This window comes from Chromohalobacter israelensis DSM 3043, from assembly GCF_000055785.1.
GTDB classification, from domain to species: domain Bacteria; phylum Pseudomonadota; class Gammaproteobacteria; order Pseudomonadales; family Halomonadaceae; genus Chromohalobacter; species Chromohalobacter israelensis.
On record NC_007963.1, the window covers coordinates 1868257 to 1894895 of the forward strand.

Consider the following 26639-nt stretch of genomic DNA (forward strand, 5'->3'; position numbering starts at 1 on the left):
GGTGTCACGCCCGTCGCGTGGCACCCAGCATGCCCTGCGTCAGCAGGCCGCCGACGAGCCCCCAGAAGGCGGCGCCGACACCCAGCAAGCTGACCCCGGAGGCGGTGATCAGGAAGGTGACCAGCGCCGCGTCGCGCTGGCGGGCATCGTGCAGGGCGTTATGCAGACTGCCGCCGATGGTGGTCAGCAGCGCCAGCCCGGCGATGGCCACGATCAACGCCTGGGGCAGGGCATCGAACAAGGTGCCGATGGACCCGCCGAAGACGCCCGCCAGCAGATAGAAGCCGCCGGCACAGGCCGCCGCCATGTAGCGCCGTTCGGGGGCGGGGTGCGCCTCGGGCCCCATGCAGATGGCGGCGGTGATCGCCGCCAGGCAGATCGAGAACCCGCCCAGCGGTGCCAGCACGAGCGTGGCGAGCCCGGTCACCGCGATGAGCGGCGAAATGGGCGGCGCATAGCCGGCGGCCCGCAAGGTCGCCACCCCCGGCGCGTTCTGCGAGGCCATGCTGACCACGAACAGCGGCACGCCCACGCCGATGAGCGAGGCAAGCGTGAATTCGGGCATGATCGGCGCGGGCATGGCGAGGGTCACGGAGGCCCGAGCCGTGTCGATCTCGCCCTGAACGCCGGCGATGGCCAGGCCCGTGGCGAGCACGCCCAGGACGGCGAAACGCGGCCACAGACGTCGGCCGAGCAGGTACGCGGCGCACATGGCGCCGACCAGTACGAAAGCGTCGTCCAGGGCGGCAAAGGCCTCGAGCCCGAAGCGCAGCAGGACGCCGGCGAGCATGGCGGCGGCGATGGCGTGGGGAATGCGGGCCATCAGGCGAGCGAAGAGGCCGGTGATGCCGCAGGCCAGCACCAGGGCGCCCGAGAACATGAATACCCCGATGGCCTCGGCGAGGGTGTAGTCGCCCAGACTCGTGGCCAGCAGTGCCGCCCCGGGCGTCGACCAGGCGGTGAGAATGGGCGTGCGGTAGACAAGCGACAGGCCCAGCGAGGTGGCGCCCATGCCTAATCCCAGCGTGCTCAACCAGCCGCCGATCTGCGCGGGGCTGGCGCCTGCCGCTTCCGCGGCCTGAAAGACGATCGCCGCCGAGCTGGCATAGCTCACCAGTACGGCCACGAACCCCGCCACCAGCGCCGAGACGGAGAGATCGCGTAACGCTGACGGCGCTTGCATGGCGGCTCCTTGCCGATAATGGAACGAGAGGTTTTTGCATTGTGCGTTATAACGCACGATAGCAGCGCCGATGATGGCGTACAATGAGAAGGGGAACCACGCAGGTAGGGATGCATCAGCGAACCGGCTAAGGACGAGGCCCCATATGCAGGATCCAACCGCTCATATCGCCGCGACGCTCAAGACGCTGCGCGGCGCGCAAGGCTGGAGTCTCGATCGTGCCGCGCGCGCGACCGGGGTCAGCAAGGCCATGCTGGGGCAGATCGAGCGCGGCGAGTCCAGTCCCACGGTGGCCACGCTGTGGAAAATCGCCGGCGGTTTCCGCGTGTCGTTCTCGCTGTTCTTCGAACAGGCCTCGGTCCAGGGCATCGTCCCCAATGGCGAGGCCGCGCCCACGGTGCTGGAAGATGCCGCCGCCGGCATGACGGTCACGCCGCTTTTCGCCTTCGATCCACGCCTGCGCTTCGAGATGTTCCTGATCGAACTGGCGCCGGGGGCCTGCAGCGAGTCGTCACCGCACGAACCGGGCGTCGTCGAGCACGTGGTGATGCTCGACGGCACTCTGGAACTGGCGCTCGACGGTCGCTGGGAAGCCCTCCGGCCGGGTGAGGCGCGCCGCTTCGCCGCCGACCGCGAGCATGGCTATCGCAATGTCGGCGAGCGAGCGGCGCGCTTTCACGACGTGATTCATTACCCGCAGCTCTAGTCACGGTGAAACGCTATGGGTTGCCACGATGATCAGCAGCAAGCTGCCGCGAGAGCGCTATAACCCCTTCCCTGGACGCTACATTCGTCATCCCTGACGAATGACCCTCGCTTGCATCTTGCCGCTGCTATCCATTGATGTTGGGTGGAGAGCGGAGATCACTCAAAGCCTCGGGCCGATATTTCTCCAGCAATGCCCAGAGAATGGCCGCGCTGTGCGCATCCGGAAAGCCGTCATGGCGCGTGGGGCGAAAGTGCATCTGAAACGCGCGCAAGGTGTCATGGGTGAGCGCGTCGAAGCGGCCGGTGACCGCCACCGGATAGCCATACGCCGCCAGCGCACGCTGCCATTGGGTGAGCGAGGGCGGCGAGGCCATGAAGCGCCGCTGGTAGGCCATGACCCGCGCTGTCTCCGGCCAGGCGCCGATACCCGCTCGATACAGGCGATACCAGGGGAAGCGCGGGCCGGGGTCGATCTTGCGCCGCGGTGCGATGTCGGCGTGGCCGACCACGTCCACGGGGTCGATGGCGTGGCGCGCGACGATATCCCGCGCCAGCGCGATGAGGGTGTCGATCTGCGCTGAAGGGTAGGGCGTCCAGGCGCGTCCCGCCGGTGTCTGATAGGGGCCGCGATTGACGACCTCGATGCCGATGGAGGTGTCGTTGAGATTGGTGCGGGAGTGCCAGGCACTGGCCCCGGCATGCCAGGCGCGCCGCGACTCGTCGACCAGTTGATAGATCTTCGGCGCCTCCCGGGTGAGCACGTAATGCGCACTGACGTGGGGGCCGGTCAAGGTCGACAGCGAGCGCCGGGCGTCGCTGTCCGTGTAATGCAGCACCAGATGACGCACCCGGCTGCTCTGTCCGGGCGCGGTGTAGCGGCGATCGACCTGATAGCCATCGCGGGTTTCCAGCGTGGGCGCGGCGCAGGCCGTCAGCGCCAGCAGACAGGGCATCGCCCACAGCCAGCCCTTGCGCGTCAGGCCCAGGTTCGGGCGGCGTGGCCGGTCTCGCCGCGTCGCCTGTCTTGCCGCTCTCACGTTCTCTCTCGTCCCCACTCGCCGTCCTCGTCCCGCTTTCTCATCGGCCCCTCACATCGCGTGACGCCACTGTGCGACCAGTATGCCCAGCGTGATGGTCAACGAGAAGCTCAGCATGGTGCCCAGCAGCACGTACTCGGTGAGCTTGCGATCGCGATCCTCGCGCAGATCGCCGAAACGCAGCACGGACTTGGCGGCGAGCAGAAAGCCGATGGGCACCAGCTGGTCGGCGAGCACGAAGGTCAGCACCAGAAAGCGCTCGAGCATGCCGATGCGCGCGCCGGCGTCGGCCAGGGTGCCGCTGTTGTCCACGCCGTGGCTCCAGCGTCGCATGATCATGGCGATGAGGATCGAGAAAGGACGCATGACGACGCCATAGGCCAGCGCCACCAGCAAGACCTCGGGGCGCAGCAGCCAGCCAGTGGCGAGCGCCAGCCATGCCGCGTCGCCGGTCAGCCACAGCCAGGTCAGGACCAGTACCCCGACATGCAGTGCCTGGTCGGCGATGAAATACCCGATCCGCTCGCTGGGTGCCTGGCTCTTGAGCACATCGATGCCGAAATGCGTCACGGTGATGAAGGCCGCACCCAGGATGGCCGCGCCGACGGGCTGTCCCCCGACGAGGAGCGCCAGACAGGCCAGCCCGCCGTGAATGCCGGCATGCAGATAAAGCGCCGTCGAGCGGTGGCCGCGCACCTGCTTGTCGTGTACCCAGGCCGCGCTTTGCAGGAGAAAGTCGCCCGCCAGGTGGGCAAGCAGCAACAACAACAGCCCGGTGAAGGGAGCGCCGGTCATCGCATGGTCTCCATGAGAGCGTTGAGCCGCTCGCCGACATGCGCCAGATAGTCCTGTATCAGTGGCCAGCGTGCGGCGCTCAAGCGTTGGTGAATGGTCGACTGGGCCCGGCCCAGGCGCGTCGCCAGGGCCTGCTGGGTCTCGGGATGCCGCAATTGCCAGTACACGACCTCGGCGGCGTTGTGCGTCCACCCCTGGAGGATGACATCGGCGAACCGGGTCAGCAGGGCTAGGTCGTCGTCGGGCTGCGGCAGTACCAGGGCGAGCCGTTCGTCGCTTTCGCTCAAGCGGTCCAGGGCCTGTCCCGAGCGCACGAAGGCATCGCCGTCCGCCGAGGCGATATGTGGCGCTTCGGGCAGATGACCGTACCCGATGCCCACGGCAATGCGCGCATCCCAGACGTCGCGCCGCGAGGGCGAATAACGCAGCAATGCGGCGCGCGCCAGAACGGCCGCCGTCATGGCCTCGCCGGGGGCGCGCAGCGCCACCTGAAAGCCATCGCCACGGTAGCGGTCCACGTGGGCGCCGAAATGCCGTTCCAGCAACGCCAGGGTGGTATCCAGCGCCTCGTCGAGCCGTTGTCGGTCGGTGATGCGGCGCGAGCCGACGACATCGCCGGTCAACACGCCAAGCAGCCTATCCGTCATGGCAACTGATCGCCTTCTATTACGATATGAGACAAATATAGAGGAAAAGTACGATTTTTAAAAATAATAGATAAATAAAACGATAAGAAGGCGGCAAGGGGAAACCATGCGATGCCCTCTATCTGATACTGTAATTATATACAGTTTTTTGGGCATCGTGCCAACACGCCGATGTACCGATACGTAACGGCGGCGACGTGCAAGGGAATCGGATGCAGCGGGGAAACGGCGGATGAGGCGAACGAACGCGGCGCAGAAGGGCCCAGGCCGCGTCTGAAACGTCGGCGAGGAAACGGACCGCCTTCGCAAAAGGCCTAATCGCAGGCGACGAGCGACGCCTCCTGGACCTTGAGCGTCCGCGCCAGCGTGGTATTGCGACCCGAGGCCTTGCAGGCATACAGCGCCTCATCGGCGCAGGCGACCATTCTGTCGATATCCGCGCTGACCCCGGGCGGGCTGGTGACCACCCCCACGCTGACGGTCACGACCTCGGCGCTGGGGGAGCGCTCGTGAGGAATCCCCATCGCCTGGATCATGCCGCGCATGGCATCTGCGAGCCGCAGGGCCTCGTCGCTGGGGGTGTCGATGAGCAGGACCAGGAATTCCTCGCCGCCCAGGCGCACGGCGATATCGGTCTCGCGTCGAAAAGTGTCGCGTAACACCCCGGCGATCTGGACCAGGCACTGATCGCCGGCCGGATGGCCGTAATGGTCGTTGTAGAGTTTGAAATGGTCGACATCCATCATCATCACCGACACGGTGCAATCGAGACGTCGTGTCAGGGGCAGCGCGACATCCAGGCGATATTCCAGCATGCGACGATTGCCCAGCCCGGTGAGCGGGTCGATCAGCGATTGTTCCAGCAATTGCGCGTTGTGATTCTTGAGATCTTCCACCAGGTGCTGGAACTGACGCGCCAACTCACCGACTTCATCCTGGCGTTCGGTAAGATAGGTGGTCATCATGAAGTGGGAATTATCGCCCTCATGCAGGCGTCGGGCATGCTCGGACAAACTGCGCATGGGGCGCAGCAGGTGGCGTTCCAGTCCCATCAGTGCCAGAGACACCTGCAGGCACAGCGGTGCCAGAAGCGCACCGGCCTCGAGGTACCAGGGCCAGCGCATGGTGCCGATCCAGCAGCCCACGCCAACGGTGACGACGGCGGCCATCAATACCTGTACCGCACAGCGCCGTTTGAGCGACACGGTATGTTTTCCCTGCATTGGTATTATAGACATTGAAAGTCATGCCGTTTTTTATGGAGTCCACATTTTAAACAGTAAGCTAATGTAAGTTAAAGACTTTTTTCTGTGAATATGCGTATTTTCCTGAGTGCTTGATTCAGGTCATGTCGAGAACACGCATTTGATGTATAAGTCGTTGAACGATGGGCTTATTGAATTGAATCGATTTAATATTTGAAGTTTCGATTCAATCGGTGATATCGCATGAAGCGGTGCAAAGAGGCAGGTGTCACGCACAAAAAACCCCGCTCCTGGGAGCGGGGCGCTAAATAGAATTAGCTAGTTAAGCGATGACGCTTAGAAGTTGAAGCCGAAGTTGGACTGCACGCTGGTGTGCCAGTCGCCGTCGGTCGGCGAACCGAAGTAGCCGAGGGCGTTCTTGTTGGCAATGACGCTGAACCAGGCGTAGTACGGGCCGGCGGTGACCTTCATGCCCAGGTCGTTGAGCATCGGGTCGTCGACATCGCCAAAACCGCCAGGGTTTGAAGCGGTGCTTGGTGCGTAATCACCCTTGGGGTTGACATAGCTGAAGTCGTTGTAGAAGTAGAGGTTGTCGATGTCACCCCAGTTGACGTTCATGCTGTACGCCAGGCTGGCGGAGTACATCTGACCTTCGGTGGGGATCAGGTAGTTAAAGCCGAATGCGCCGATTTGCATGGCATTATCAGAGATACTGCTATTCGCCGGATTCTCGGCGTCATATTCGTAGGCGGTGGCCTGCAACAGCGTATACCAGTTGCCGTAGCTGCCGTTCAGGCCCACGGCGGCCTGCCAGTTGCTGCCGCTTTCATTGGTTTGATTGTTGTAGAGCTGACCCCCCTTGGCCGAGAAATTGATCTCGGTGGTGTAGTCGGTGCCCTGACCGAAGGTGTAGGCGACACGGCCGGCGAGCTGGTTCTCGGCGGTGTTGCCCTGAGCGCTGCTGCCGACCGGGTTGGCGCCGTAGTGCTCGTTGCCGTCACCCAACTGGTCGCTCTTGAAGAAGGCCAGCGAGGTGTCCCAGGCGCCCTGGGTGTGATCCCACTTGATACCGGCATTCTGGTTGTCGTTGAAGCCGGAGAGATACGGCAGGGTGCCGTACCAGCCGAGGTAGCCGTAATCCATGTTGCCGAACGGCGTCTGGACCAGACCCACCTTGACGGTATCGTTCTCGGTGGCCTGGTAACCCATCCAACCGCTCTTCAGGAACTGGTAGCCGTCGTAGAAGCGGTAATCGAACCCGTAGAGGAAGTTGCCGTGCTCACCATTGAGGGCGAGGACGAACTTGCCGAAGTTCATGTCACCGGCTTTGTCTTTATTGGCCTGGTCCCAGTCGTTGTAGCTCGCGTTCAACTGGAGCGTACCGCTGATCTGCGAGTTCTGGATCGAGTCGATCAGTGAGCGGTTTTCTTCGGCAAGCTCACGCGTCTCTGAAGTCGCCTGGCCGCTGTCGGCGGTCGTGGCCGACTGCTGGGCTTCGAGCTGCTGCTCCATGCGCTCCACCTGGGCGCGCAGAGCATCCAGCTGACGCTGCATGGCTTGGGTGTCTTGTTGTGCCAATGCCGGTGCGGCGAATGCCAGTGTGCTGGTAACGCCGAATGCGAGGCCAGCTGCCTTGAATGATCGTTGTGTCACTTTCTTTTCTCCGTTTCCTGCTTAGGGTCGTGAGTCATAGGAAGGGCGGGTTTGCCCATGCAAACTGACGCCAAGGGAGACATCGAACCGGGATTCGTACGAAAGCCCGAACATGGGCGCGCAAGAGCACACTCGCCCCGTGAGCGAGGGCGATTGCCATGCTTGGCGGGCCATGTAGTGGGAGACGGTTCAGAAGTTCCCTGAATTTTCTTGATTTCTCGTTATGGGGCGCATCATACCGAAACACATCGGATACATAAACCGGTGTTATGAAAATGAGGGGGATGCCTAGTACATACCGTTATGGAGTTCGCTGGCGGGCAGGGCAGCGAGCCCTTGGAGGCCTGGAACGGCGGCCCCGGGCGCATGGTGAAGTGCGGGGCGAGCTGTTAAGGTGCGCATATGTTCAAGTCGTCATATTCAGTCTTTTTCATGCCTATCGCGGCAAGGTCAGTCAGGGGAGCGTCATGTCGAAGCGTGGAATCGGAACATCAGGGAGCACGAGCAGCCTCGGTGGCGAAGTCCCCCGGTCGGGGCGCCTCGTTCTGGGATCCTTGGTCCTGGGATGCTTCGTCCTGGTAGGCTTCGCCATGGGAAGCGTCGCCATGGGAAGCGTCGCCATGGCCGCTGACACGAGCGTCGATGACGATCCCGTGCAATACGATCCGGCGTTTCTATGGGTCGCCGATAAAGGCGACACGGCGTCGGCAAGAGCAGGCAACAGCGAGGCCCAGGGTGACGCGCCTCCCTCCGATGAGGATAATGCAGTGCCCGAAAAAGCGGAGGCGGTGGCACCCTGATGACGCGTTGCATCGCGAGGGAACGCACAATGGCCCCATGGACTGGCAAGAGGAGAAAAACGATGCAATTTTCATGGCGACCGATGCTGCTGGTGGGACTCGTCGGCCTGGGATTGAGCGTGACGGCATGCAGTTACACGCCAGCGCGCATCGACCCCGAGCCCGTGGTCGAAGTCGGGGACGGTCATCACGACCATGACCGCGATCATGGGCATGGCGGCGACTTCTGTCCGCCGGGGCAGGCGAAGAAGGGCAACTGCTAAGCTCTGTCTGAAAAATCGGCGAGCGATGGCCAGACAAGGCAAAAATCGGTGAAAAAGCGGAGTTTACGCGGTGTAAATGAGCATTTTGATCCGATTTTTAACGCCGTATGGACAAGCGCAGGCATTTTTCCGACAAAGCGTAGGCGTCGTCCGAAAAGTCGACGCGCGATGTCGGCGCGTACGCAGACCACTCTTTCAGACGGTTTCAGACAGTGCCTGGCAATAAAATCGCCACGACCCGGAGCCTCCGTGTCGTGGCGTAATCATCAGCGCTCCCTTGGCGTCTTCCCGACGCACCGGCTCGACCGGTTCCTGCGAGCATCCTGCCCAACATGCGTCCCTAACGCGCTTAACGACAGTGTCCCTTGTCTAGCGATACCAGTATCGCACTTCCTTTCTACCACTGCCGCATGACACGACGATGGCAAGGCCGTGACGTTTCGGTGTCGACTTCTGGTACTATCCCGAACTTTTCGTGAGCCGATTGGCGCCTTCGGCGTCGGTGCTTCAACAAACGCAGCGGAACTAGGCTATGTACGAAAAATCGGCGAGCGATGGTCAGACAAGGCAAAAATCAGCGAAAAGACGGACTGGGCTCGCACACGAGTTTACGGGGGGTAAATGAGTACTTTGATCGGACTCGCGCGCGAGCTGATTTTTAACGCGGTATGACCGAGCGCAGGCAGTTTTCGTGCACAGCCTAAGACAACGGGAAACGCAATGAATGCAGTGATTCTGGCCGTTCTGGTCATGGTGGGACTGGCGCTGGCGCGCGTATCAGTCGTATTCGCGCTCATCGTGGGCGCATTGGTGGGGGGCCTGGTCGGGGGCCTGGGACTCGAGGACACGCTCGCGGCGTTCAACGATGGTGTGGGCGGCGGTGCCAAGGTGGCATTGGCGTATGCCACCTTGGGGGCCTTCGCGGTGGCCATTTCGCGCTCCGGCCTGCCCGATCTGCTGGCCCAGCGCCTGATTCGCCTGCTTGGGCAGGAGGCGTCTCAGAAGCGCCGGGCGGCGGTGAAATACATCATGCTCGGGGCCGTGCTGCTGGTGGCGATCTCCTCCCAGAACCTGATCCCCGTGCACATCGCCTTCATTCCCATCCTCATCCCGCCACTGCTCAAGATCATGAACTCGCTGCGACTGGACCGTCGCGCCGTCGCCTGTGCCCTGACGTTCGGCCTGACGGCGCCCTACATGCTGTTGCCGGTCGGGTTCGGGGCGATCTTCCTCAACGACATCCTGCTTGCCAACATCAATTCGGCGGGCGAGGCCGTCGGGCTCGAGGTGACCCGCGGCATGGTCCCGCTGGCGATGGGGATCCCGGTGGCCGGCATGGCATTGGGGTTGCTGGCCGCGGTATTCGTGTCCTACCGCAAGCCGCGCGATTATGAAGCGAGTGACGTCGTCACCAGCAACGTGCCGCATCACGACGAGCACGTCAGTCTGCACACCCGTGGCCTGGTCATGGCCGTCGTCGCCATCGTCGCCGCGCTCTCGATCCAGCTCTACAGCGGGTCGATGATCGTGGGCGGGCTGGTCGGCTTTGCCTTGCTCTCGCTGGGCGGGATCTTCAAATGGCGCGAGGCCGATGACCTGTTCACCAGCGGGATGCGCATGATGGCGTTGATCGGCTTCATCATGATCTCGGCGGCAGGCTTCGCCTCGGTGATGCAGGCCACCGGCGAGATCGACACGCTGGTGGAGAATGCCTTCGCCATGATCGGCGACAACCAGGGGCTTGCCGCGATCATCATGCTGCTGGTGGGTCTGTTCATCACCTTGGGCATCGGCTCGTCGTTCTCGACGATCCCCATCATCGCCGCGATTTACGTCCCGCTGACCATGCAGTTCGGGTTCTCGCCCATGGCGACCGTCGCCCTGGTCGGTACCGCGGCCGCGCTGGGGGACGCCGGTTCGCCCGCCTCCGACTCCACGCTCGGGCCGACCTCGGGGCTCAACGTCGACCGCCAGCACGATCATATCTGGGACTCGGTCGTCCCCACGTTCCTGCACTACAACATTCCGCTGATCGCCTTCGGTTGGCTGGCGGCCATGTGGTTATGAGCAGTGGTTATGAGTGGTGCTTATGAGTGGTGCTTATGAGCGGTGGCCATGAACGGTGATCGGCAACGATAGCTTTTGAACGGCGACGGTGAACGCATGATTCCGAACGCTGTCGATAATCCTTGCGAGTTGCGATAGCGTTCGGCGAGCGTAGCGTTCAGGAAGTGTAGCGCTCAGAAAGTGTAGCGCTCAGAAAGTGTAGCGTTCAGAGCGCAAAGCATGGCAACACGGCCACAATCGTCTTTTTTATAGGCCGCTCGGACGAACAAGCCCCTGCTCCATGGAGCAGGGGCTTGTGATTTCGCTCCCGTTAGTTGATGAATCCCGACATGTTCCCGTCTTTTTAATCTGGCTTGCCCCGTATGGGGAAGGTGGGTTAACCCATATTGGGGAGGCGAAGTATCGCGAAGGGAGTGGGAAGAGAGTCGCATTTCATGGAAAATCTCGAAGCGCATGTGAGCTGGGACACTACAACGGAATAAACGGGTATGATATAAAAGGTAGAAGTGGGACTTGGCAATGGGCGAATAAGTAGCGATAATGCACTTGCATCCCAATCAACCGTCTTGAGGTATAGAATGTCTCTGTTGAGCGAGTACATGAAAAAGGAGCAGCTGCTCAAGCAACTTAGCGAAGAGCTGCAGCAGCTTGAAAAGGACCAGCGCCTTACCTCCGAGCTGGAATTCAAGGAAAAGCTCGAAGCCTTGATGAAGGAGTACGACAAGTCTCCCGCCGCCGTGATCGAAATGCTCGATCCGCAGCCGGAATCGCGCTCCAAACCGGCGACGCAGACCAACACCGTTGGTCGCCGCAAGCGCAAGCTGAAGATTTACAAGAACCCCAATACCGGTGAAGTCGTGGAAACTCGCGGCGGTAACCAGAAAACGCTCAAGGCCTGGAAAGACGAGTACGGCAACGACACCGTCGAGTCCTGGCTGGTACGCGTCGAGGAATGATGCCTCGATAGCCTGTCGCCTGTGTATCGCGACGGGCGGGGTCATGGCCATACGCGCCTATATTACAAGGCTGATGCTTTCGGGCATCAGCCTTTTTTGTTGCCGCTTTCCACGTCCATGACGTTGACGCTTATCGTTAAGCTGTCTGAAAAATCGACGAGCGATGGTCAGACAAGGCGAAATCGACGAAAAACGGACCGGGCTGGCGTTCCAGTCGACTTTTAACGCCGTATGGGCGAGCGCAGGCATTTTCAGGCAAAGCGTAACGCCTGCCGCGACATTCCTTGTACCGCTGTCTCCTGGCCAGTGTTCTCATTACCGGTTACTTCAATTGTCGTTTTGCCATTGCCGTTTAACCATTGATCGGCCGAAGCCATTGCGGCGCACTTATCGGCACGGCCGGGCGTGGTGGATATAACGGCAAGGCATTGACGGTCAATGTAACGTCAACAAGGGAACGCCGAGTTCAAAACATTGCACGTGCCCATGAGAGGCCGTCTCCTCTCGCCAGGCGACCGTGACCGGTTCGCCACTGATGCATTCGTTATGCGTGGGCATCCAGTCGTAAAGCAGATATGCGATGGCACCGATCACATTGTCCTGCCCGTAGACCCGCATCCGGACCTGGCGTCTGGGCGGAAGACGAACCTGGCGGAAACCCATCGAGGGCGGCGTCATGCAGTCCCGGTCGATCATGAAGCCGAAATCGATGCGAACCCTGCCGGCCGGAGTAATGTTCGGGTCGTCATGATAAAGCCACACCGGCGTGCTCTTGCCTCCCTTCAAACGCCGCTGCCATGGCTGTGCGTAACGTCGCCATAGCCGAGGCTGTTCTTTCCAGTCCACATCGCCGTAATGGCGGGTCAGAAAGCAACGCGTTTCCGGCTGAATGTCCAGCGCCAGGGCATCGGGTGGCCGACGCTGAGTGACTCCCTCATACAGGCGATCGTGAAAGCGGCGTCGATACTCGCTGGGCGAGGCACCGAAATAGCCATGAAATGCACGCGTGAAAATGGCATGGCTGCGATACCCGCAACTGATCGCCACATCCAGCACCTGCATCGGCGTTCGGCATAGCAGCAGTGCCGCGCGCTCCAGCCGCAGTGAATCGCGATACCGGCCTGGTGATATACCGAAGAAGCGGTTGAAATTGCGTCTTATTTGCGCCTCAGAATAGCCCAGGTAATTCGCCAGCTCGCGAATCGAAGGGCTATCGGTGGATTTTTCATGTAGCCATATCTCTGCAGCACGCATGGCATTGAGGCTGGTGGGAATCGAGGTTTCATGCATCGCCATAATTGATCCCTTTAGTTTTTTTGCGGCCTTGTTTGTAAGTCATTGACCATTTGGACTGTAAAGGTCGTGAAAATGACTGGAATTGCAAAGCCGATAAGAATGAGAACCCTAATATGCAGACTATGTAAAGGATAGTACGGAAAGGTGGTCGAGGGTAAAATTTGTCTAGAATATTTACTTATGTAACCAAGAGTTAAGTATTGAAATTAACGCTCGGTTACGAGAGGAAGGATAAGCTCTTTTTTTGTTGAGTGGGCATATAACAAAAGGCATGTATTCTTTATGTAATGAGATATTACTATCTAAATCATGTGCTTAGGTGGCGTCATAGAGATGAGTGCCTGCCTTTTAGCGGCAAGAAAGTGCGTGGATTTCAGGCATTCGAGAGAGCTTTATGCCTGTATGGATGGGTCTTATTTCCTGAAATAAGGCATCAGCAGAAAGAAATGACGTTGGATGCATGAGCGGCGTCACGTCGCACAATGAATGAAGCAAAGCACGCAACGATGCTTTCGGGGAGGTTGAAATGCTTGGGGATTACAAGGTACCGGGAATTGCAACGATCATACTGGCGCTGGCACTCGCTGGATGCAGCGGTAGTTCATCGGAGTCTCAGCCCATGGATGGCGGGCCAGGGGACGGCCCTGATATGGGCGATAACAACGGCGGCAACAATGGCGGCAACAACGGAGGTGATGGCGGTAACGGCAATGGTGGCAACGACGGCGGCGATGGTGGTAATGGCGGCGGCGATATCGCCGACGATTCGACGGCCGTCGAGCAGGTCGTCTCCGACACCGGTGATGCCACCACGGGCCTCGGCGATACCGTGATCGGGGCCGGCGAAGCCATTTCCCAGTCCGACGTCGGCGGCGCCGGCTTCGTCACCGATGGCACGGGCGGTGTCATCGTGGATGTCGGTGAAGGCGTGAACAGTCTCAGTTCGGGCCTGAACGATGGCCTCGGCAGCTTGAGCGAAAACGACAACGCCCTCGGGACCACACTGGGCGGCGCTACATCGGCCGTGGGTGAAGTCGGCGAAGCGGTGTCGTCCGCCAGCACCCTCGTCACCGGGCTCAACACGCTGCCGGTCGTCGGTCAGCTAGACGAACGCACCCACCTAGTGTCCGGCGTCGGGGATACCGTCAATCAACTGGGCGTGGCGGTGACTTCCACCGCGGGATCGCTGACCGCGTCGCTGACGGCGGAAGACGGCCACCTCAGTGGTTTGACGCGAGAAGCCACGAGCGTCGTGCGGCCGCTGGTCACCAACCTCGAAGGCACCACGCAAACCCTGGGTGACGGCCTGGGCGTCGGCCAGCCAGTCGATGGTCTGCTGACTTCCGTGGGCGGCATCGTGACCCAGATCGGCGGGCGCGTCGGCGAGCGTTCCGAAGCGCTCGGCGGGCTGGGCGGCACCCTGCAGGGCGTCGGCAATGCCGTCGGCGACCTGGGCGGCCTGGTCACCGAGGGTGACGGTAACGCCAGCGGCGGTCTGCTCAGCGGCCTGCAAGGCGAAGACGGCCTGCTCGGTGGCGGTCTCGGCGGTGAAGGGGGCCTGCTGGGCGGTCTCACCGGCGGTGAAGGCGGTCTGCTCGGCGGCGGTAACGGCGCTGGCGACGGCGATACCGGCAAGGGGCTGGTCGGCGGTGTCGTGGGCGTCGTCGGCAACGTGACCGGCGGATTGACCGGCGGTGGGCTGACCGGCGGCGGCTCGAGCGACGACGGCAGCGACAAGAAAGGCTTGGTCGGTGGCCTCGTCGGTGGCGTGACCGACTCGCTCTCCGGCGTGACCGGTGGCTTGAGCGGTGGCGGCGATGCCAGCGACGGCGGCACGGACCAGGACACTCAGCGCAAAGGGCTGCTCGGCAACCTGCTGGGCGGGGGACTGCTCGGCCGCTGAGATCGGCAAGGGCCGCTGCTCTCTAGGTTAAAGCTCTCCTGGATACAGCTCTTCGAGGCAGCGGCACGCTCGCCGACGGTAACGACGCGGACAGCAGCGATATAGATGGCAGTGAGAAGACAGCAATGACATAGCCAGTAACGACATAGCCAGTAATAAGAGGGGTGCCGTCGTGAAGGCCCACGACGACACCCCCCGATGTTCCGACATCGACGACGAGAGCCGCCACTGCCTGAATAACGAGCGGCTCCACCAGAAGATGCACAGGGAAATCCAGTCATGCCGCTACTCTCGCGTTTCTCCCGTGGCGTACGACGCCATGCGCTAACGGACCCCCTGGCCGGCTGCCTCGCCTGCGTGCTGGTCGGTCACGGTGGCGCCGTCATGGCCGACGATGTCGTGCCCTCGTTCATCGACGAACGTTCGCCCACCTCCACGCGTCAGCAGCAGGAGCAGCAAAGTACCCGCCGCACGCTGGACCTCAACGTCCAGCAGCCCAGCGCGGCGCCGGGCGTATCGGGCAATGCCCGCGTGGCCGTGCGTCACATCAACATTCGTGGCGGCTCGGTGTTCGAGCTGGAGACCCTCGCCGCGCCGCTCGAACCGCTGGTGGGCGAGACGGTGACCGTCGACCGCATCACCCAGGCCGTACGGCGCATCACCCAGCGCTATCAGGAGGCCGGCTATCCGATTTCCTACGCCTACCTGCCGGCGGACAACTTCGCCAACGGCAACGTCCAGGTGGTCGTGGTCGAAGGCTATATCGCCCGCGCCGAACTGGATATCGACAACGATGCCGTGGCGTCCCGCGTGCAGCGGCTGATCGAGCGCATGGCCGAGGAGCGCCCGCTGCGGCGCGAGCGCTTCGAGCGCTATACCGCGCTGATCGAGCGCATTCCCGGTGCCAGTCTCGCGGTCAACGTGCCGCTGCCGCGTACCGTCAACGGCGCCACCACGGTGCGTGTCGAAGCGCGCGACATGCAGCGCATCGATGGCGGGTTGAGCCTCGATTACGACGACGAAGACGACACCCAGGCACTGGCCAGTGTGTCCACGCAGGCCAACACCCGCTATGCCGAGCGGCTGTCGGTGGCCGGCCTGCTGCCCATCGAGGACGACGACGAGTACCTGGCCGCCGAATACGGCCAGGCCCTGGGCAGCGACGGCCTGCGGCTCAAGCTCTCGGCCACTCATTTCGACGGTGACGACACCACCGACACGCAATTGCTCGGCGTGCCCATCGAGGCCCGCGAAGCCAAGCGCCGGCAACGCTATCGCGGCGAGCTCGACTATCCGCTGCGCCTGTCCCGCGACACGCTCTGGGAAGTCGGCGGCGCCCTCGAATACCTCGATGAAGAGACTCGGTACCGTTACACCACCAGCGGCAACGACGAACTGCTGCGCGCCGACGAGACGCTGCGCTACGGCACCGCCGAGCTCAACACCCTGTATCGGCGCGTGAGTGCCGACCGGCTCTGGGAAGTCGGCGGTGAACTGCGCCAGGGGCTCGGGGACGCCGGCGGCAAGAGCGAGCTGGAGATCGCCACCCTCGGCGTCACCGAGCGCGACGGCGACCCGCTGAACTACACCCGCCTGGGGCTGAACGGGCGTTGGGTGGAGTCGCTGGGCGAGCGCTGGCGTCTCACCACCCGCGCCGACGGCTTCTGGTCCGAGAACAGCCTGCCGCTGCCCGAACGCGGCAACTACGGCGGCACGCGCTTCGGGCGCGGCTACCCGGACGGCCAGGCCGAGGGCGACTACGGCTATGCCGGGGAAATCGAACTGCGCTTCCTGCAAGCCGTGCCCTGGGGCTGGGTGAGCCGGATCGAACCCTACCTGGTCGTCGACGGGGCACGCACCCGGTTCCACGACAACGACATCGAATACAACCTCGCCTCGGCGGCCTTCGGACTCGAATTTACCGACAGCCGCTACTACCGGCTGGGGGTGGAGTACGCCCGGCCCATCGCCGAGGAAGATCTGGACACCGATAACCGGGAAGGGCGCATCAACGCCCGGCTTTCCTGGCAGTTCGACGGTGGCTAGAGGCGAGCCACGCACGCCGCCGGCCGCCGACATTCACCAGTGCTGCAAGGCAGCGCCACAAGACGACAACGCGGGGAAATCATCATGCGCAATTCACTGTTCGACAAGGTCACGACGTTCAGCCAACGCCTCGCCGCGCGGGGTCACGCCCAGCGTCCCCTCAATCACGCCCGCTTCAAGCGCCAGCAGGGCGCCACGGCGATCGAGTACGCCATCATCGCCGGCGTCGTCGCCGTGGTGATCATTGCCGTTTTCAACGGCGATGAAGGCCTGCAAAACATCTTCGGGGGAATCTTCGACAGCATTGCGCAGGCCGTGGGCACGGCGGAAGACCCTGATACCTAATAAAAAGGGCGAAGCCATGTCCCCCAAGACCCTCAAGATCGTCGCCGTGGGGCTGGTGATCGTGGCCCTGGCGCTGGGCTTCACCGGCTGGCGGCTGACCCAGCAGGCCATGCCGCCCTCGGTCACCGAATCCGCCGTCGAATCGGCCACCGAGACGCCGGTGATGCGCCATCCCGTCGTGGTGGCGACTCGTCACCTGGCGGCAGGCACCCGGCTCGGCGCCGACGAGGTAACGCAGGCCGCCACCCAGACGCCGCGCCTGGCGGTGGTCGACTTTCCCAATGCCGTGCCGCGCAGCTTCGCCAAGCGCGAGGCGCTGGAAGGGCGCGTGCTGACCCGGCCGGTGGACGCCGGCGAGGCGATCCGCGAGGACGACTTCGCGCTGGGCAGCGTGCTGGCCAGCCAGGTCCCGGCGGGCTACCGCGCGCTGGCCATCGGCGTCGACGACGTCGTCGGCGGTGGCGGCTTCATCGCCCCCGGCGACCGGGTGGACGTGCTCTTCCAGGCCCAGGCCGCCTCGTCCGGCGACCGCCGCGAGACCCTGGCGCGGCGCCTGCTCGACGACGTCCTGGTGCTCGGCTATGGCGATGACCTGCGAAGCCGCGCCGAGAACGACGACAACGGCGGCCGTAACGGGGCGCGCACCGCCGTCGTCGCGGTCACCGACGCCCAGGCGCCCAAGCTGCTGCTCGCCGAAAGCACCGGTCGTCTGCGGCTCGCGGTGGTCGGCAGCCGCGAGCGGGTCGACCGGCTGATGGCCGATCTCGTCACGGCACCGGATGGCGGCGGCATGGTGGTCGGCCTGTCGCGGACCGCGGGCGACGCCGCGCGCGGCGCTTCCGGCAATGCGTCACGCCATGCTTCACACAACGCGCCGCACGAGCAGGACGACGCGCTCGCACCGGCGGTGACCTATGCCGAGATCGCCGCCATTGAAGAAGCCGCCTCATCGACTGAGCCGCGTCGCGCCTCGCCAGCGTCATCGGGGCACCGCGTGGTGCAGTTCGTGGGGGGCGAGCGTCGGGTGATCGAAACATCGAACTAGGTCCATTCGAGGCCAAGCTGGGCCATGCCACAAGCGGTGGGACAACCGCAGACGCGATAACGACAAGCACGGCCGCAAGCCGGGAACGCCGAGCGCCGTGCCCACGTAGGGAAGAAGGAAACCGCAATGTCCGAGACCGCAACCTCGACCGTTGGGCGACGTCCGGTGTCTGGGGGCCCAGTACCTGGTAGACAAGCCCCAGGTAGACAAGCCCCTGGTAGACGAGTACCCGGAAGGCCGCTACCTGGGAGCCTGGTACGCAGCCTGCTGAGCCTCGTATTGCTGCTGTTCGCGGTGCCCGGGCTCGCCCAGCAGGGCGAGAGCACGCTGCGTCTGGACATCGGCGACCAGCAACGGCTCGTCTTCGAGCGGCCGGTATCACGTACCGCGCTGGGCGACGGCGACATCGCCAGCGCGCAGATGGTGGACGCCCGCCAACTGCTGCTCACCGGTCTCGCGGCGGGCACCACCTCGCTGAGCGTCTGGCGGGACGGCCGCGATGCACCGCAGCGCTACCGTGTCTCGGTACGCCCGCGCGGCGCACGGGGCATGGAGTCCGAATACACCCTGGCCGACGGCACCGACACCCCGACCCTCGCGGGGGAGAGTGAGTCCCTGGCGCGTCACGCCCAGGCACGCTCGCGCCTCGGCGATCAGAACACCGTGGACGCCACCCGCCAGACGGGCCCGGTGCAGGTGCAGACCGACATCCGCGTGGTCGAGGTCAACCGCAGCAAGCTGCAGTCCGCCGGCTTCTTCTTCGGCAAGAACAACGGCGGCAACACTCTGATCGGGGTCGGCACCAGCGGCGCCCTGGGCGGTGCCGAAGCCGTGGGCGACAGCTTCAGCGAGGGCTTTTCCTTTCTCACCGGCTCCGGCTTCCAGACCGGCAACGGCGGCTACAACATCGTCGTCGGCAACGCCAACGACAGCGTGCTGGGCGTGATCAGCGCGCTGCGCAGCAACGGTTTCGCCTACACCCTGGCCGAACCCAGCCTGGTCACGCTCTCCGGGCAGAGCGCCTCCTTCCTGGCCGGGGGCGAGTTCCCGTTCCCCGTGAGCAACGACGACGGCGACGTGCGCATCGACTTCAAGGAATTCGGCGTGCGCCTGCAGCTCACGCCCACCGTGCTAGACAGCAACAGCATCATGCTCAAGGTCGCCCCCGAAGTCAGCGAGCTCGACTTCACCCAGGGCGTGGAGGCCAGCGGCGTGGCCGTGCCCGCCCTCAACGTGCGGCGCACCGACACCAGCGTCCAGCTCGGCGACGGCGAAAGCCTGATCATCAGCGGCCTGGTCAGCAACAGCACCATGCAGACCGTGGACAAGTTCCCCGGCCTGGGCGATCTGCCGGTCATCGGCGCGTTCTTTCGCTCCACGCGCTTCGAGACCCAGAACAAGGAACTGGTGATGATCGTCACGCCGCATCTGGTGGCGCCGATGGCGGCGGGCGCCCCCCGGCCGGAACTGCCCGGCGAGGCCCTGCGGCGCTACGACCCCTCGTATCTGGAACTGCTGTTCGACCCCCAGGACGCCGAAAGCCTCGAGCGCCTGGGCAACGTCGGTTTCAGCAACTAGCGATCGGTGAGCCGGGGGCAAGACGTCGCGAGGGTGTTTTGCCAGGGATGGCAAATGTAGCACCCCAGGGAAGGGGGGACAGCGCCCTCGCCAGGCTTGCCACCGGGACAGCACATCAGGGCAACGCGGAACGAGCGAGCGGAATTTCCGCCAGGAGAAACACCATGGCACTGCCACGTTTTGGACAACGTCACCTGCACGTCGTCGCCGACCCCGACGACCCGGCCTTCAAGTCGGAGCTGCACCGCAGCGTCATCGAGCGTTTCGAGGACGAAGGCATGGAACTCGACGCCGAACCCAGCGCGCTGTACACGCGCCTGGAAGACTGCGTCCGCGACTGGCTTGCCGAGCGCGGCGAGTTCCTGCCCGACGAGGCCATGCACACGGTCCTGCAATCGCTGTACCACGAAATGACCGGCTACGGCCCGCTGCAACCTCTGCTGCGGGACGACGACATCACCGACATACTCATCAACGGCCCCGATCACGTGTTCGCCGAGCGCAACGGCAGGCTCGAGCGCGTGCCCCAGCAGTTCCTCAACGACGCCCACGTGCTGCGCGTGGTACGCCGCATGCTGGCGCCGCTGGGCCGCCGCCTGGATGAATCCAGCCCCATGGTCGACGCCCGCCTGGCGGACGGCTCGCGGGTCAATGCCATCATCCCGCCGCTGGCGCTGGATGGCCCCTGCGTCTCGATCCGCAAGTTCCGTCACGACGCCATGAGCGCGCTGGCGCTGGTCGAACGCGGCGCCTTGCCGGCGGACCTGCTCGGCGAGCTGGAGCAGGCCGTGGAGCGCCGCCGCAACATCCTGATCAGCGGCGCCACCGGGGCAGGCAAGACCACCTTGCTCAATGCCCTGAGCCAGTCGATTCCCCGTCACGAACGCGTGGTCACCATCGAGGACGCCGCCGAACTGCAACTGCGCAACAACCACATCGTGCGGCTCGAGACACGCCCCGCCAATACCGAGGGTGAGGGCGAGATCACCGCCCGCCAGCTGGTGCGCAACGCGCTGCGCATGCGTCCCGACCGGGTGATTCTCGGCGAGAGCCGTGGCGACGAAGTGCTCGACGTGCTGCAGGCCATGAACACCGGCCACCTGGGCTCGATGAGTACCGTTCACGCCAACGCCGCCGCCGACGCCCTGGTGCGCCTGCAGATGATGGTGCGGCTCTCGGGCTTCCAGGGTTCGGACACCCTGATCAACCGCATCATCGCCACCGCGCTGGACCTGGTGGTGCACGTCACGCGTGACGTCAATGGCCACCGCCACGTGCTCGAAGTGCAGCGGGTGGTGGGCTTCGACGATGACACCATCAAGCTCGAGACGCTCTATCACCGCGACGAGGCCCCCTGGACCCACGTCGCCAACGCCAGGGTGCGGGCATGACCCTGTGGTGGGGCGTCGCCATCATCCTGCTGCTGGCCGCCGCCGCGCTGCTCTGGGTCAGCGCGCGGGTCTCCACGACGCCGCACGAGCAGCGTGCGCCGCGTCGTCAGCGCCGGCGCATCGCGCCCAGCGAATCGCTGCTCGACTGGACGCTCGATTACCTGCTGCGCGCCGGCATCCAGCTCACTCCGCGGCGGCTGGTAATCAGCGTCGCCATCGGTCTGGGCATCCTGGCCGTGCTGCTGGTGGTGATCGACCAGCGCTGGAGCGTGTTCGTGCTGGCCGGCGCGCTGCTGGGCGGCAACCTGATCCTCGGCTGGCGCGCCCGGCGGCTGCGCTCGCGGCTGCGTGCCCAGTTGCCGGGCTATCTCGAACAGTTCCTGCGTGAACTCGCCGTCGGCGCCAGTCCCGAGCGGGCCTTTCAGCGCCAGATCGCGCGCAGTGCGCCGCCGCTGCGCAACATGCTGGAGCGAGTCTGGGTGCGCCGCGAACTGGGGCTGGAATTGCACGAAGGCCTGGTGCGGGAAAGCCAGCTGCTCAAGCTCAGCGAGCTCGCGCTGCTGGCCACCGCGCTGGAGGTCAACCAGCGCCACGGGGGCAGCCTGCGCGACATCCTAGGCAGTTTCGTCACCCTGCTGCGCCAGCAGGAGCGCGGCCGGCGCGAGCTCAAGGCGCTGACCGGCGAGACGCGCTTCACCGCCGTGGTGCTGGCGGTCATCCCGGTGCTGATCGGCGGTTACATCCTGCTCACCAACCCCGAGTTTTTGAGCACCATGTGGCACAGCGCGGACGGCCGCGCGGCTCTGTGGCTGGCGCTGGGGCTCGAGTTGAGCGGCTGCTTCGTGATGTGGCGAATGCTCAAGGCGATATAAGGAGAACGCATGGTCGCGGTCGTGCTCTTGTTGGCAAGTGGCGTGGCGCTGATGGTCGCCGCCGGGGCGTGCTGGATCATCGCCCAGCGCGCGGCGGAGCGGCAGACGCCCACCGCGCCGGCGCCGTGGCGGCAGACCGAGTCATGGCTGCTGCGCAGCGGCAGCGCCTGGCGCGTGCATCGGCGCCGCCACGCGCGCAGTGCCGAACTGGCCATCATCCTGCGCCAGGCCGGCTTCATCGGCTCGCGGGCCCAGGCCCGGCTGCTCGCCGTGCTCGGCATCCTGGCCGTCAGTGTCACCCTGCTGGGCATGCTGTGGGGCTGGGAGCAGGGCCGTGGCGTGGCGGGCAGCCTGTTTCTGGGCCTCGCCCTGGGGGCGTTGACGGGCGTGGTCGCCTGGGCCTGGCTGAAGAACCGGCGGCGGCGTCGCACGCGCGTTCTCGACGAGGAAATCGGTCTGGTGCTGCAGGTCACCCGCATGCTCTGGGAAGCCGGCATGACGCTGGAAAGCGTGCTGCAGGGCCTGATCGACAACCTTGCCAATACCGCCCCTGAAACCGTGCGTGAGCTGCGCAGCGTGACCCACAAGATCGAAGCCGGCCAGGCCCGCGAGGAAGCCCTGGAAGAGGTCGCCGGCATTCAGGCCAGCGAGGGCCTCGGCGATCTGCTCAAGCTGCTGGCGCAGGTCTCCGCCAGCGGCGGCGGGGCGCGGGACTCGCTGCGCACCCTGGCCGATCTGCTGCGCGACCGCCGCCGCACGCGCCTGCAAGAAGCCGTCACTCGGCTCTCGGGGAAGATGTCGCTGGTGATGATGGTGTTCCTGTTTCCCGCCTTGCTGATCGTGCTGGCCGGGCCCGCCGTACTCAATCTCGCCGGAGCGCTGGCGACGCTGGGAGGACAATGATGCCGTATCCCCTGTTTTCGTCCGGATCGGTGCGCCGACCGACATTGCGTCCGGGCCGCCTGGTGGCCGGGTTCGTCTGCCTGGCGGCACTGGCGGGCTGCGCCGGCCCCGATACGCCGAATACCGCCTGGACGCAAACCGATGGCCGCGCCAACGGCATCGCCACCGCCAACGAAGAGGACTCGACGACCCGGCGCGGCGCCTGCGGCGAACCCATGAGCGCCACCACCGGCATGCAGATCACGCTGATCCGCCAGATGCTCGACGACGACAAGCCGCGCGCGGCGCTGGCGCACCTGGACAGCCTCTCGCTGGAGGCCACCGGCGCCGATCTCGCCGAGCCGCGACTGCTGCGCGGCGAAGCGCTGCGCCGCACGGGCAAGCGCGACGCCGCCGACCGTATCTACGACAGCCTCACCGCCACCTGCCTCGCCGCCGATGCCTGGCGGGGCATCGCCCGCAACCAGGCCGCGCGGGGCGACATGGCCACCGCGCTGGCTTCCATGCGCAAGGCACGCGAGTCGCGTCCCATCGACGCCGCCATTCGCAACGACCTGGGCTACCTGCACTTGCTGGAGGGCCAGCCGCGTCAGGCCGAGGAAGAATTCCTCACCGCGCTGGAGCTCTCGCCGAACTACGCTCGCGCCGCCCGCAACCTGATCATGGCGCTGTATGCCCAGGGCAACGCACGCCAGGCCACCCGCATCGCCGAGCGCTACAGCATCGGCCAGGACGACCTCGAGCTGCTGCGGCAGACGCGTCTGGCCTCGAATGCCACGGCGTCACCCGCGACCGCGAGGTCGGGTCCGACCGCGGCCTCGGCATCGGCGACGTCGGTGTCGGCGACAACGTCCGTCCCGGCTTCGGTCACCGACGCGATCACCGCCAGACGCAGCGGCACCTCGGCACGCGCGTCCGGCGGCACGACGGCGACACGCAACGAGGCCGAGACGAGCGGCGCCATCACCCACACGCCCATCGCCATGCCCGACAACACTGCCTTCGAGCTGGAAATCACCCGCAAATGACGCTGTGCCCGTGCCGCCCTCATGGGGGACGGCCCGGGCACAGGCAAAACACAAGAGCCATGCAAGGAGAGCGACATGACGGCGACGCCACCAGGTATCCAACGACCAGACATCCAACGACCGAGCACCCAGCCACCAGGCATCCCTTCACTCAGCATGCCTCGCAGCGCCGTGCGCCGGGCAGGCCTGGCGTTGGTGCTGCTGGTCGGTCTGGGTGCGGGCGCCTCGGCCGTGCAGGCCCAGCAGGGCGAGGCCGCTCGGGGTGAGGCGATGCAGGGGCGTGGCACCGACCAGACGGCAGGGGGCGCGTCGGGACTCTCCGCGAGCCCGGGGCAAGCCACCCGGCGCCTGCTCGAATGGCAGCGCAGCGGGCGCGGCGCCTCTTCGCATCGCCAGGAGCTAGCCGGCCCCGTGCAAACGGCCATCTGGGAGCGCTACGTGGAAAGCTTCCGCCAGGCGATTCCCGACCGCTACATCGACACCGACGACTACGGGAGTCAGTGAATGTTGCACCATGCCGGGTCGGCTTCCGCCCGCGCCCAACGCGGCGCCATCGGTCTGCTCGCCATGGGCGTGCTCGGGCTGGTGATCCTGTGCCTGGTGCTGGCGCTGGATGTCGGGCGGCTGTACTACGAAAAGGCCCGGCTCCAGAAACTCGCCGATACCGCCGCCATGGAAGCGGCGGCGGCCCTGGCAAGAACGCAGGACATGAGCACGTTGCGCGAGATGGCCGCCGCCAACCTGGCGCGCAGCGAGGGCGACGGCGCGGCGCTCACCCTGCAACGCGGCACGATCGCGGTCGACGATGGGATCAACGTCTTCGTCGCCGAGGAGGCCCCCACCAGCGACGCGGTCCGGGTGGTGCTGCGCCAGTCGGTGCCGACCAGCCTGATCGTCAATGTCGAACGTCTTTTCTCCGACCGGGACATCGAAGACACGCGGACGCTCAGCACCGCGTCGGTGGCGCGGCGCACGCCCGTGGCCGCGCTCGCCATGGGCACGCAGCTGTTGTCCGTCGACGGCGATACGGCGTTGCTGCAACCCGTGCTGGCGGCGCTGGGGGCGGATCTCGATCTCGGCCTGGTGGGCTACGAAGGCCTGGCGCGCACCCAGGTGACGCTGCTGGAACTGGCGCGCGAACTCTCCGGGGTCGGCGTCGATCTCTCCGCCGCGAGCATCGATGACGTCCTGAACACGACGCTCACGGTCGGCGAACTGGCGGACGCCAGCCTCAATATCCTGCGTGGCGCGGGCAACGACGATGCGCTGGTGGGCCTGCAACCCGCCAATGGCGCCATCGGCCTGGGAGACGTGATCGCCGCGCTGGAGAACTTCACCGGCGGGCTCACCGGCAAGGCGCTGGATGTGCCCGTGCGGCTCGGCGACCTGCTGGCGGTGGATCTCGAATCCCCCCAGCGGGAGAACGCCTTGTTCGCCGGCATAGGACTCGACAATCTGCTGAGCACGGCCCTGATGGCTGCCAATCGAGACAGCGGCATCCATCTCGACGATCTCGACCTCAATGTCGGGCAGTTGGCGTCGCTGGAGCTGGATCTCGATATCATCGAGCCACCGCAAATCGCCGTGGGACCGGTGGGGTGCGAAACGCCCGACGTGGGGGCCTGCAGCGAATGGCGCAGCGAGGCGAAAACGGCCCAGCTCGATCTCGATGTGAGCGCGGCGGTCGATGTCATCGGCCTGGTAACGCTGGATCTGGACCTGGCGCTTGAATCCGCCTCGGCAAGCGGCGGTATCGAATCCGTCGTCCCCCTGGGCAACCAGCGCTACGACGTAGGCGTCCAGGCCCGCTCGGCGTTGCTGACGAGCACCGCCGAGGTGGAACTGAGCCTGCTGAAATTCGCCGATGTGCTCTCTCTGAGCCTCGACAACAACGAAAGCAGCCAGACCCCCACCGCCGCCGGCACGATATATCGCGGCACCCTGAATGATTGGCCTGAACGCACCACGCTGAGCTTCGGCGAAGGCATCGGTAGCGTCTCCGGGCTGGTGGGGCCGCTGCTGACGGAATCGAACATCGAACTGTCCCTGCTCGGTAGCGGTGATGAACCGTGCAGCGGCCTGCTGGGGTGCCTGGGGCAGGGCATCGAGGACCTGCTGAACGAGGCGTTGGACTCCGTGAGTGACTTGCTGGCGGCGCTGACGGCAGGACTCGACGAGGTCCTCGATAACGTGCTGGCACCGCTTGTCGATCCCTTGCTGGACGCGCTGGGGCTGCGACTCAACGGCGTGGATGCCGACGTGCTCGGTGTGGGCTACGGCAAAGTCGAATTGATCCGAGTGGGAGACCCCGATGCGTGAATCGACTCATCTCAAGCGGGCGAGGCGCAAGCGCCAGTCCGGTGTGGCGGCCATCGAGTTCGCCATCGTCTTTCCGGTGTTCTTTCTCGTGCTCTATGCCTTGATCGGCTACGCCTTCGTGTTCCTGATCCAGAGCGGCCTGCAGAACCTGGCCGGCGAGACCGTGCGACAGGTGGCCACCATCAGCACCACGCCGGTGGAAGACGACAACGACCAACGCGAGGCACTGCTGGAAGAACGCGTGACGCGCCTGCTCGAAGACTCGTGGCTGGCACGCTTCGATACGTCCTTGCTGTCGAGCGAACGATGCCCCGGCGCCCCCACGCCCACGCCCGAACGCATCGTGGTCTGCCTGGGGGCGGCGTATCCCTTGCCGACACTGAATCTGCTGGGCTTGCGGATTCCCGGCACGCCCGAGGTCCTCACCACCCATGCCAGCGTGTTCCTCGATTGAGCCTGCCCATCGGGTGCGATTTTCTCGACTAAGATGGTAGAAATATCATGCCAGAGACTGAGAGACACAATAACGAGAGCGCCGCCGACATCGTGCGCCGGTGACGAATGGGGAAGGAAGATTGCGCATGAGACGGGGAGAAGCC

General features: G+C 64.6%; 24 protein-coding genes. 17 read left to right on the forward strand and 7 right to left on the reverse strand.

Going from position 1 to position 26639, the window contains the following annotated elements; translation table 11 throughout:
- Positions 1–4 precede the first annotated feature (4 nt).
- A complete protein-coding gene (locus tag CSAL_RS08355; protein WP_011506940.1) occupies positions 5–1183 on the reverse strand; it encodes a benzoate/H(+) symporter BenE family transporter in 1179 nt (392 codons plus the stop codon).
- A 145-nt stretch (positions 1184–1328) separates the two neighbouring features.
- Here CSAL_RS08355 and CSAL_RS08360 point away from each other — a divergent pair, with 145 nt between their 5' ends.
- Positions 1329–1889 carry a helix-turn-helix domain-containing protein gene (locus tag CSAL_RS08360; protein ID WP_011506941.1) on the forward strand — a complete coding sequence of 187 codons (561 nt, stop codon included), beginning with the start codon at positions 1329–1331 and terminating at the stop codon, positions 1887–1889.
- A 127-nt stretch (positions 1890–2016) separates the two neighbouring features.
- Here the strand turns inward: CSAL_RS08360 and CSAL_RS08365 are convergent, their stop codons facing one another.
- From CSAL_RS08365 to CSAL_RS08385, 5 genes are all read right to left on the reverse strand, one after another.
- The gene (locus CSAL_RS08365; protein ID WP_011506942.1) at positions 2017–2928 is read right to left on the reverse strand and encodes an N-acetylmuramoyl-L-alanine amidase; all 912 of its coding nucleotides are present in this window, start codon (positions 2926–2928) and stop codon (positions 2017–2019) included.
- Between the two features lie 51 nt (positions 2929–2979).
- A complete protein-coding gene (locus CSAL_RS08370; RefSeq protein WP_011506943.1) occupies positions 2980–3723 on the reverse strand; it encodes a DUF3307 domain-containing protein in 744 nt (247 codons plus the stop codon).
- Complete coding sequence (locus CSAL_RS08375) at positions 3720–4370, reverse strand: hypothetical protein (protein ID WP_011506944.1); 651 nt, start codon at positions 4368–4370, stop codon at positions 3720–3722. Before CSAL_RS08375 ends, CSAL_RS08370 begins: the two co-directional genes overlap by 4 nt.
- Positions 4371–4684: 314 nt before the next feature.
- On the reverse strand, positions 4685–5575 hold the full coding sequence (locus tag CSAL_RS16920) for a GGDEF domain-containing protein (RefSeq protein ID WP_050934512.1): 891 nt from the start codon (positions 5573–5575) through the stop codon (positions 4685–4687).
- Between the two features lie 336 nt (positions 5576–5911).
- Positions 5912–7228, reverse strand: a complete 1317-nt coding sequence (locus CSAL_RS08385) for a hypothetical protein (RefSeq protein WP_011506947.1) — start codon at positions 7226–7228, stop codon at positions 5912–5914.
- A 620-nt stretch (positions 7229–7848) separates the two neighbouring features.
- On the opposite strand from CSAL_RS08385, the gene CSAL_RS17440 reads away from it, so the two are divergent.
- The 4 genes from CSAL_RS17440 (at position 7849) to CSAL_RS08405 (ending at position 11314) form a co-directional block, all read left to right on the forward strand.
- Entirely contained in the window at positions 7849–8028 is a 180-nt protein-coding gene (locus CSAL_RS17440; RefSeq protein WP_148266814.1) for a hypothetical protein, read from the forward strand.
- Between the two features lie 62 nt (positions 8029–8090).
- On the forward strand, positions 8091–8291 hold the full coding sequence (locus CSAL_RS08395) for a hypothetical protein (RefSeq protein ID WP_043558234.1): 201 nt from the start codon (positions 8091–8093) through the stop codon (positions 8289–8291).
- Positions 8292–9011: 720 nt separating this feature from the next.
- Positions 9012–10358 carry a Na+/H+ antiporter family protein gene (locus CSAL_RS08400; RefSeq protein WP_011506950.1) on the forward strand — a complete coding sequence of 449 codons (1347 nt, stop codon included), beginning with the start codon at positions 9012–9014 and terminating at the stop codon, positions 10356–10358.
- 578 nt (positions 10359–10936) lie between these two features.
- Entirely contained in the window at positions 10937–11314 is a 378-nt protein-coding gene (locus CSAL_RS08405; RefSeq protein ID WP_011506951.1) for a histone-like nucleoid-structuring protein, MvaT/MvaU family, read from the forward strand.
- A 435-nt stretch (positions 11315–11749) separates the two neighbouring features.
- On the opposite strand, the gene CSAL_RS16925 is transcribed toward CSAL_RS08405, so the two are convergent.
- Positions 11750–12610, reverse strand: a complete 861-nt coding sequence (locus CSAL_RS16925) for an AraC family transcriptional regulator (protein ID WP_011506952.1) — start codon at positions 12608–12610, stop codon at positions 11750–11752.
- A 649-nt stretch (positions 12611–13259) separates the two neighbouring features.
- On the opposite strand from CSAL_RS16925, the gene CSAL_RS16930 reads away from it, so the two are divergent.
- From CSAL_RS16930 to CSAL_RS16945, 12 genes are all read left to right on the forward strand, one after another.
- A complete protein-coding gene (locus tag CSAL_RS16930; RefSeq protein WP_050934514.1) occupies positions 13260–14513 on the forward strand; it encodes a collagen-like triple helix repeat-containing protein in 1254 nt (417 codons plus the stop codon).
- A 279-nt stretch (positions 14514–14792) separates the two neighbouring features.
- On the forward strand, positions 14793–16559 hold the full coding sequence (locus CSAL_RS08420; protein ID WP_011506954.1) for a ShlB/FhaC/HecB family hemolysin secretion/activation protein: 1767 nt from the start codon (positions 14793–14795) through the stop codon (positions 16557–16559).
- A gap of 84 nt (positions 16560–16643) precedes the next feature.
- The gene (locus CSAL_RS08425; RefSeq protein ID WP_011506955.1) at positions 16644–16904 is read left to right on the forward strand and encodes a Flp family type IVb pilin; all 261 of its coding nucleotides are present in this window, start codon (positions 16644–16646) and stop codon (positions 16902–16904) included.
- Positions 16905–16920: 16 nt separating this feature from the next.
- Entirely contained in the window at positions 16921–17949 is a 1029-nt protein-coding gene (gene cpaB, locus CSAL_RS16935; RefSeq protein WP_011506956.1) for a Flp pilus assembly protein CpaB, read from the forward strand.
- A 279-nt stretch (positions 17950–18228) separates the two neighbouring features.
- Positions 18229–19527 carry a type II and III secretion system protein family protein gene (locus CSAL_RS08435; protein WP_050934515.1) on the forward strand — a complete coding sequence of 433 codons (1299 nt, stop codon included), beginning with the start codon at positions 18229–18231 and terminating at the stop codon, positions 19525–19527.
- 164 nt (positions 19528–19691) lie between these two features.
- Positions 19692–20918, forward strand: a complete 1227-nt coding sequence (locus CSAL_RS08440) for a TadA family conjugal transfer-associated ATPase (protein WP_011506958.1) — start codon at positions 19692–19694, stop codon at positions 20916–20918.
- Positions 20915–21790 carry a type II secretion system F family protein gene (locus CSAL_RS08445; protein ID WP_011506959.1) on the forward strand — a complete coding sequence of 292 codons (876 nt, stop codon included), beginning with the start codon at positions 20915–20917 and terminating at the stop codon, positions 21788–21790. The genes CSAL_RS08440 and CSAL_RS08445 overlap by 4 nt, the downstream gene beginning before the upstream one ends.
- A 9-nt stretch (positions 21791–21799) precedes the next feature.
- Positions 21800–22693, forward strand: a complete 894-nt coding sequence (locus tag CSAL_RS08450; RefSeq protein WP_011506960.1) for a type II secretion system F family protein — start codon at positions 21800–21802, stop codon at positions 22691–22693.
- Positions 22690–23721, forward strand: a complete 1032-nt coding sequence (locus CSAL_RS08455) for a tetratricopeptide repeat protein (RefSeq protein WP_148266815.1) — start codon at positions 22690–22692, stop codon at positions 23719–23721. The genes CSAL_RS08450 and CSAL_RS08455 overlap by 4 nt, the downstream gene beginning before the upstream one ends.
- A gap of 156 nt (positions 23722–23877) precedes the next feature.
- Positions 23878–24225, forward strand: coding sequence for a DUF3613 domain-containing protein (locus CSAL_RS16940; protein WP_050934516.1), 348 nt, complete (start codon positions 23878–23880; stop codon positions 24223–24225).
- Positions 24226–26040, forward strand: a complete 1815-nt coding sequence (locus CSAL_RS08465; RefSeq protein ID WP_011506963.1) for a pilus assembly protein TadG-related protein — start codon at positions 24226–24228, stop codon at positions 26038–26040. It abuts the gene before it with no gap.
- Positions 26033–26494, forward strand: a complete 462-nt coding sequence (locus tag CSAL_RS16945; RefSeq protein ID WP_011506964.1) for a TadE/TadG family type IV pilus assembly protein — start codon at positions 26033–26035, stop codon at positions 26492–26494. Before CSAL_RS08465 ends, CSAL_RS16945 begins: the two co-directional genes overlap by 8 nt.
- The last annotated feature ends 145 nt before the right edge of the window (positions 26495–26639 follow it).

What these genes read in the sequence shown, in the direction of transcription:
- CSAL_RS08355 (WP_011506940.1), bottom strand. Translation starts at nt 1,183, where the DNA reads ATGCAAGCGCCGTCAGCGTTACGCGATCTCTCCGTCTCGGCGCTGGTG.
- CSAL_RS08360 (WP_011506941.1), top strand. Translation starts at nt 1,329, where the DNA reads ATGCAGGATCCAACCGCTCATATCGCCGCGACGCTCAAGACGCTGCGC.
- CSAL_RS08370 (WP_011506943.1), bottom strand. Translation starts at nt 3,723, where the DNA reads ATGACCGGCGCTCCCTTCACCGGGCTGTTGTTGTTGCTGCTTGCCCAC.
- CSAL_RS08375 (WP_011506944.1), bottom strand. Translation starts at nt 4,370, where the DNA reads ATGACGGATAGGCTGCTTGGCGTGTTGACCGGCGATGTCGTCGGCTCG.
- CSAL_RS17440 (WP_148266814.1), top strand. Translation starts at nt 7,849, where the DNA reads ATGGCCGCTGACACGAGCGTCGATGACGATCCCGTGCAATACGATCCG.
- CSAL_RS08395 (WP_043558234.1), top strand. Translation starts at nt 8,091, where the DNA reads ATGCAATTTTCATGGCGACCGATGCTGCTGGTGGGACTCGTCGGCCTG.
- CSAL_RS08400 (WP_011506950.1), top strand. Translation starts at nt 9,012, where the DNA reads ATGAATGCAGTGATTCTGGCCGTTCTGGTCATGGTGGGACTGGCGCTG.
- CSAL_RS08405 (WP_011506951.1), top strand. Translation starts at nt 10,937, where the DNA reads ATGTCTCTGTTGAGCGAGTACATGAAAAAGGAGCAGCTGCTCAAGCAA.
- CSAL_RS16925 (WP_011506952.1), bottom strand. Translation starts at nt 12,610, where the DNA reads ATGGCGATGCATGAAACCTCGATTCCCACCAGCCTCAATGCCATGCGT.
- CSAL_RS16930 (WP_050934514.1), top strand. Translation starts at nt 13,260, where the DNA reads ATGGGCGATAACAACGGCGGCAACAATGGCGGCAACAACGGAGGTGAT.
- CSAL_RS08420 (WP_011506954.1), top strand. Translation starts at nt 14,793, where the DNA reads ATGCCGCTACTCTCGCGTTTCTCCCGTGGCGTACGACGCCATGCGCTA.
- CSAL_RS08425 (WP_011506955.1), top strand. Translation starts at nt 16,644, where the DNA reads ATGCGCAATTCACTGTTCGACAAGGTCACGACGTTCAGCCAACGCCTC.
- cpaB (WP_011506956.1), top strand. Translation starts at nt 16,921, where the DNA reads ATGTCCCCCAAGACCCTCAAGATCGTCGCCGTGGGGCTGGTGATCGTG.
- CSAL_RS08440 (WP_011506958.1), top strand. Translation starts at nt 19,692, where the DNA reads ATGGCACTGCCACGTTTTGGACAACGTCACCTGCACGTCGTCGCCGAC.
- CSAL_RS08445 (WP_011506959.1), top strand. Translation starts at nt 20,915, where the DNA reads ATGACCCTGTGGTGGGGCGTCGCCATCATCCTGCTGCTGGCCGCCGCC.
- CSAL_RS08450 (WP_011506960.1), top strand. Translation starts at nt 21,800, where the DNA reads ATGGTCGCGGTCGTGCTCTTGTTGGCAAGTGGCGTGGCGCTGATGGTC.
- CSAL_RS08455 (WP_148266815.1), top strand. Translation starts at nt 22,690, where the DNA reads ATGATGCCGTATCCCCTGTTTTCGTCCGGATCGGTGCGCCGACCGACA.
- CSAL_RS16940 (WP_050934516.1), top strand. Translation starts at nt 23,878, where the DNA reads ATGCCTCGCAGCGCCGTGCGCCGGGCAGGCCTGGCGTTGGTGCTGCTG.
- CSAL_RS08465 (WP_011506963.1), top strand. Translation starts at nt 24,226, where the DNA reads ATGTTGCACCATGCCGGGTCGGCTTCCGCCCGCGCCCAACGCGGCGCC.
- CSAL_RS16945 (WP_011506964.1), top strand. Translation starts at nt 26,033, where the DNA reads ATGCGTGAATCGACTCATCTCAAGCGGGCGAGGCGCAAGCGCCAGTCC.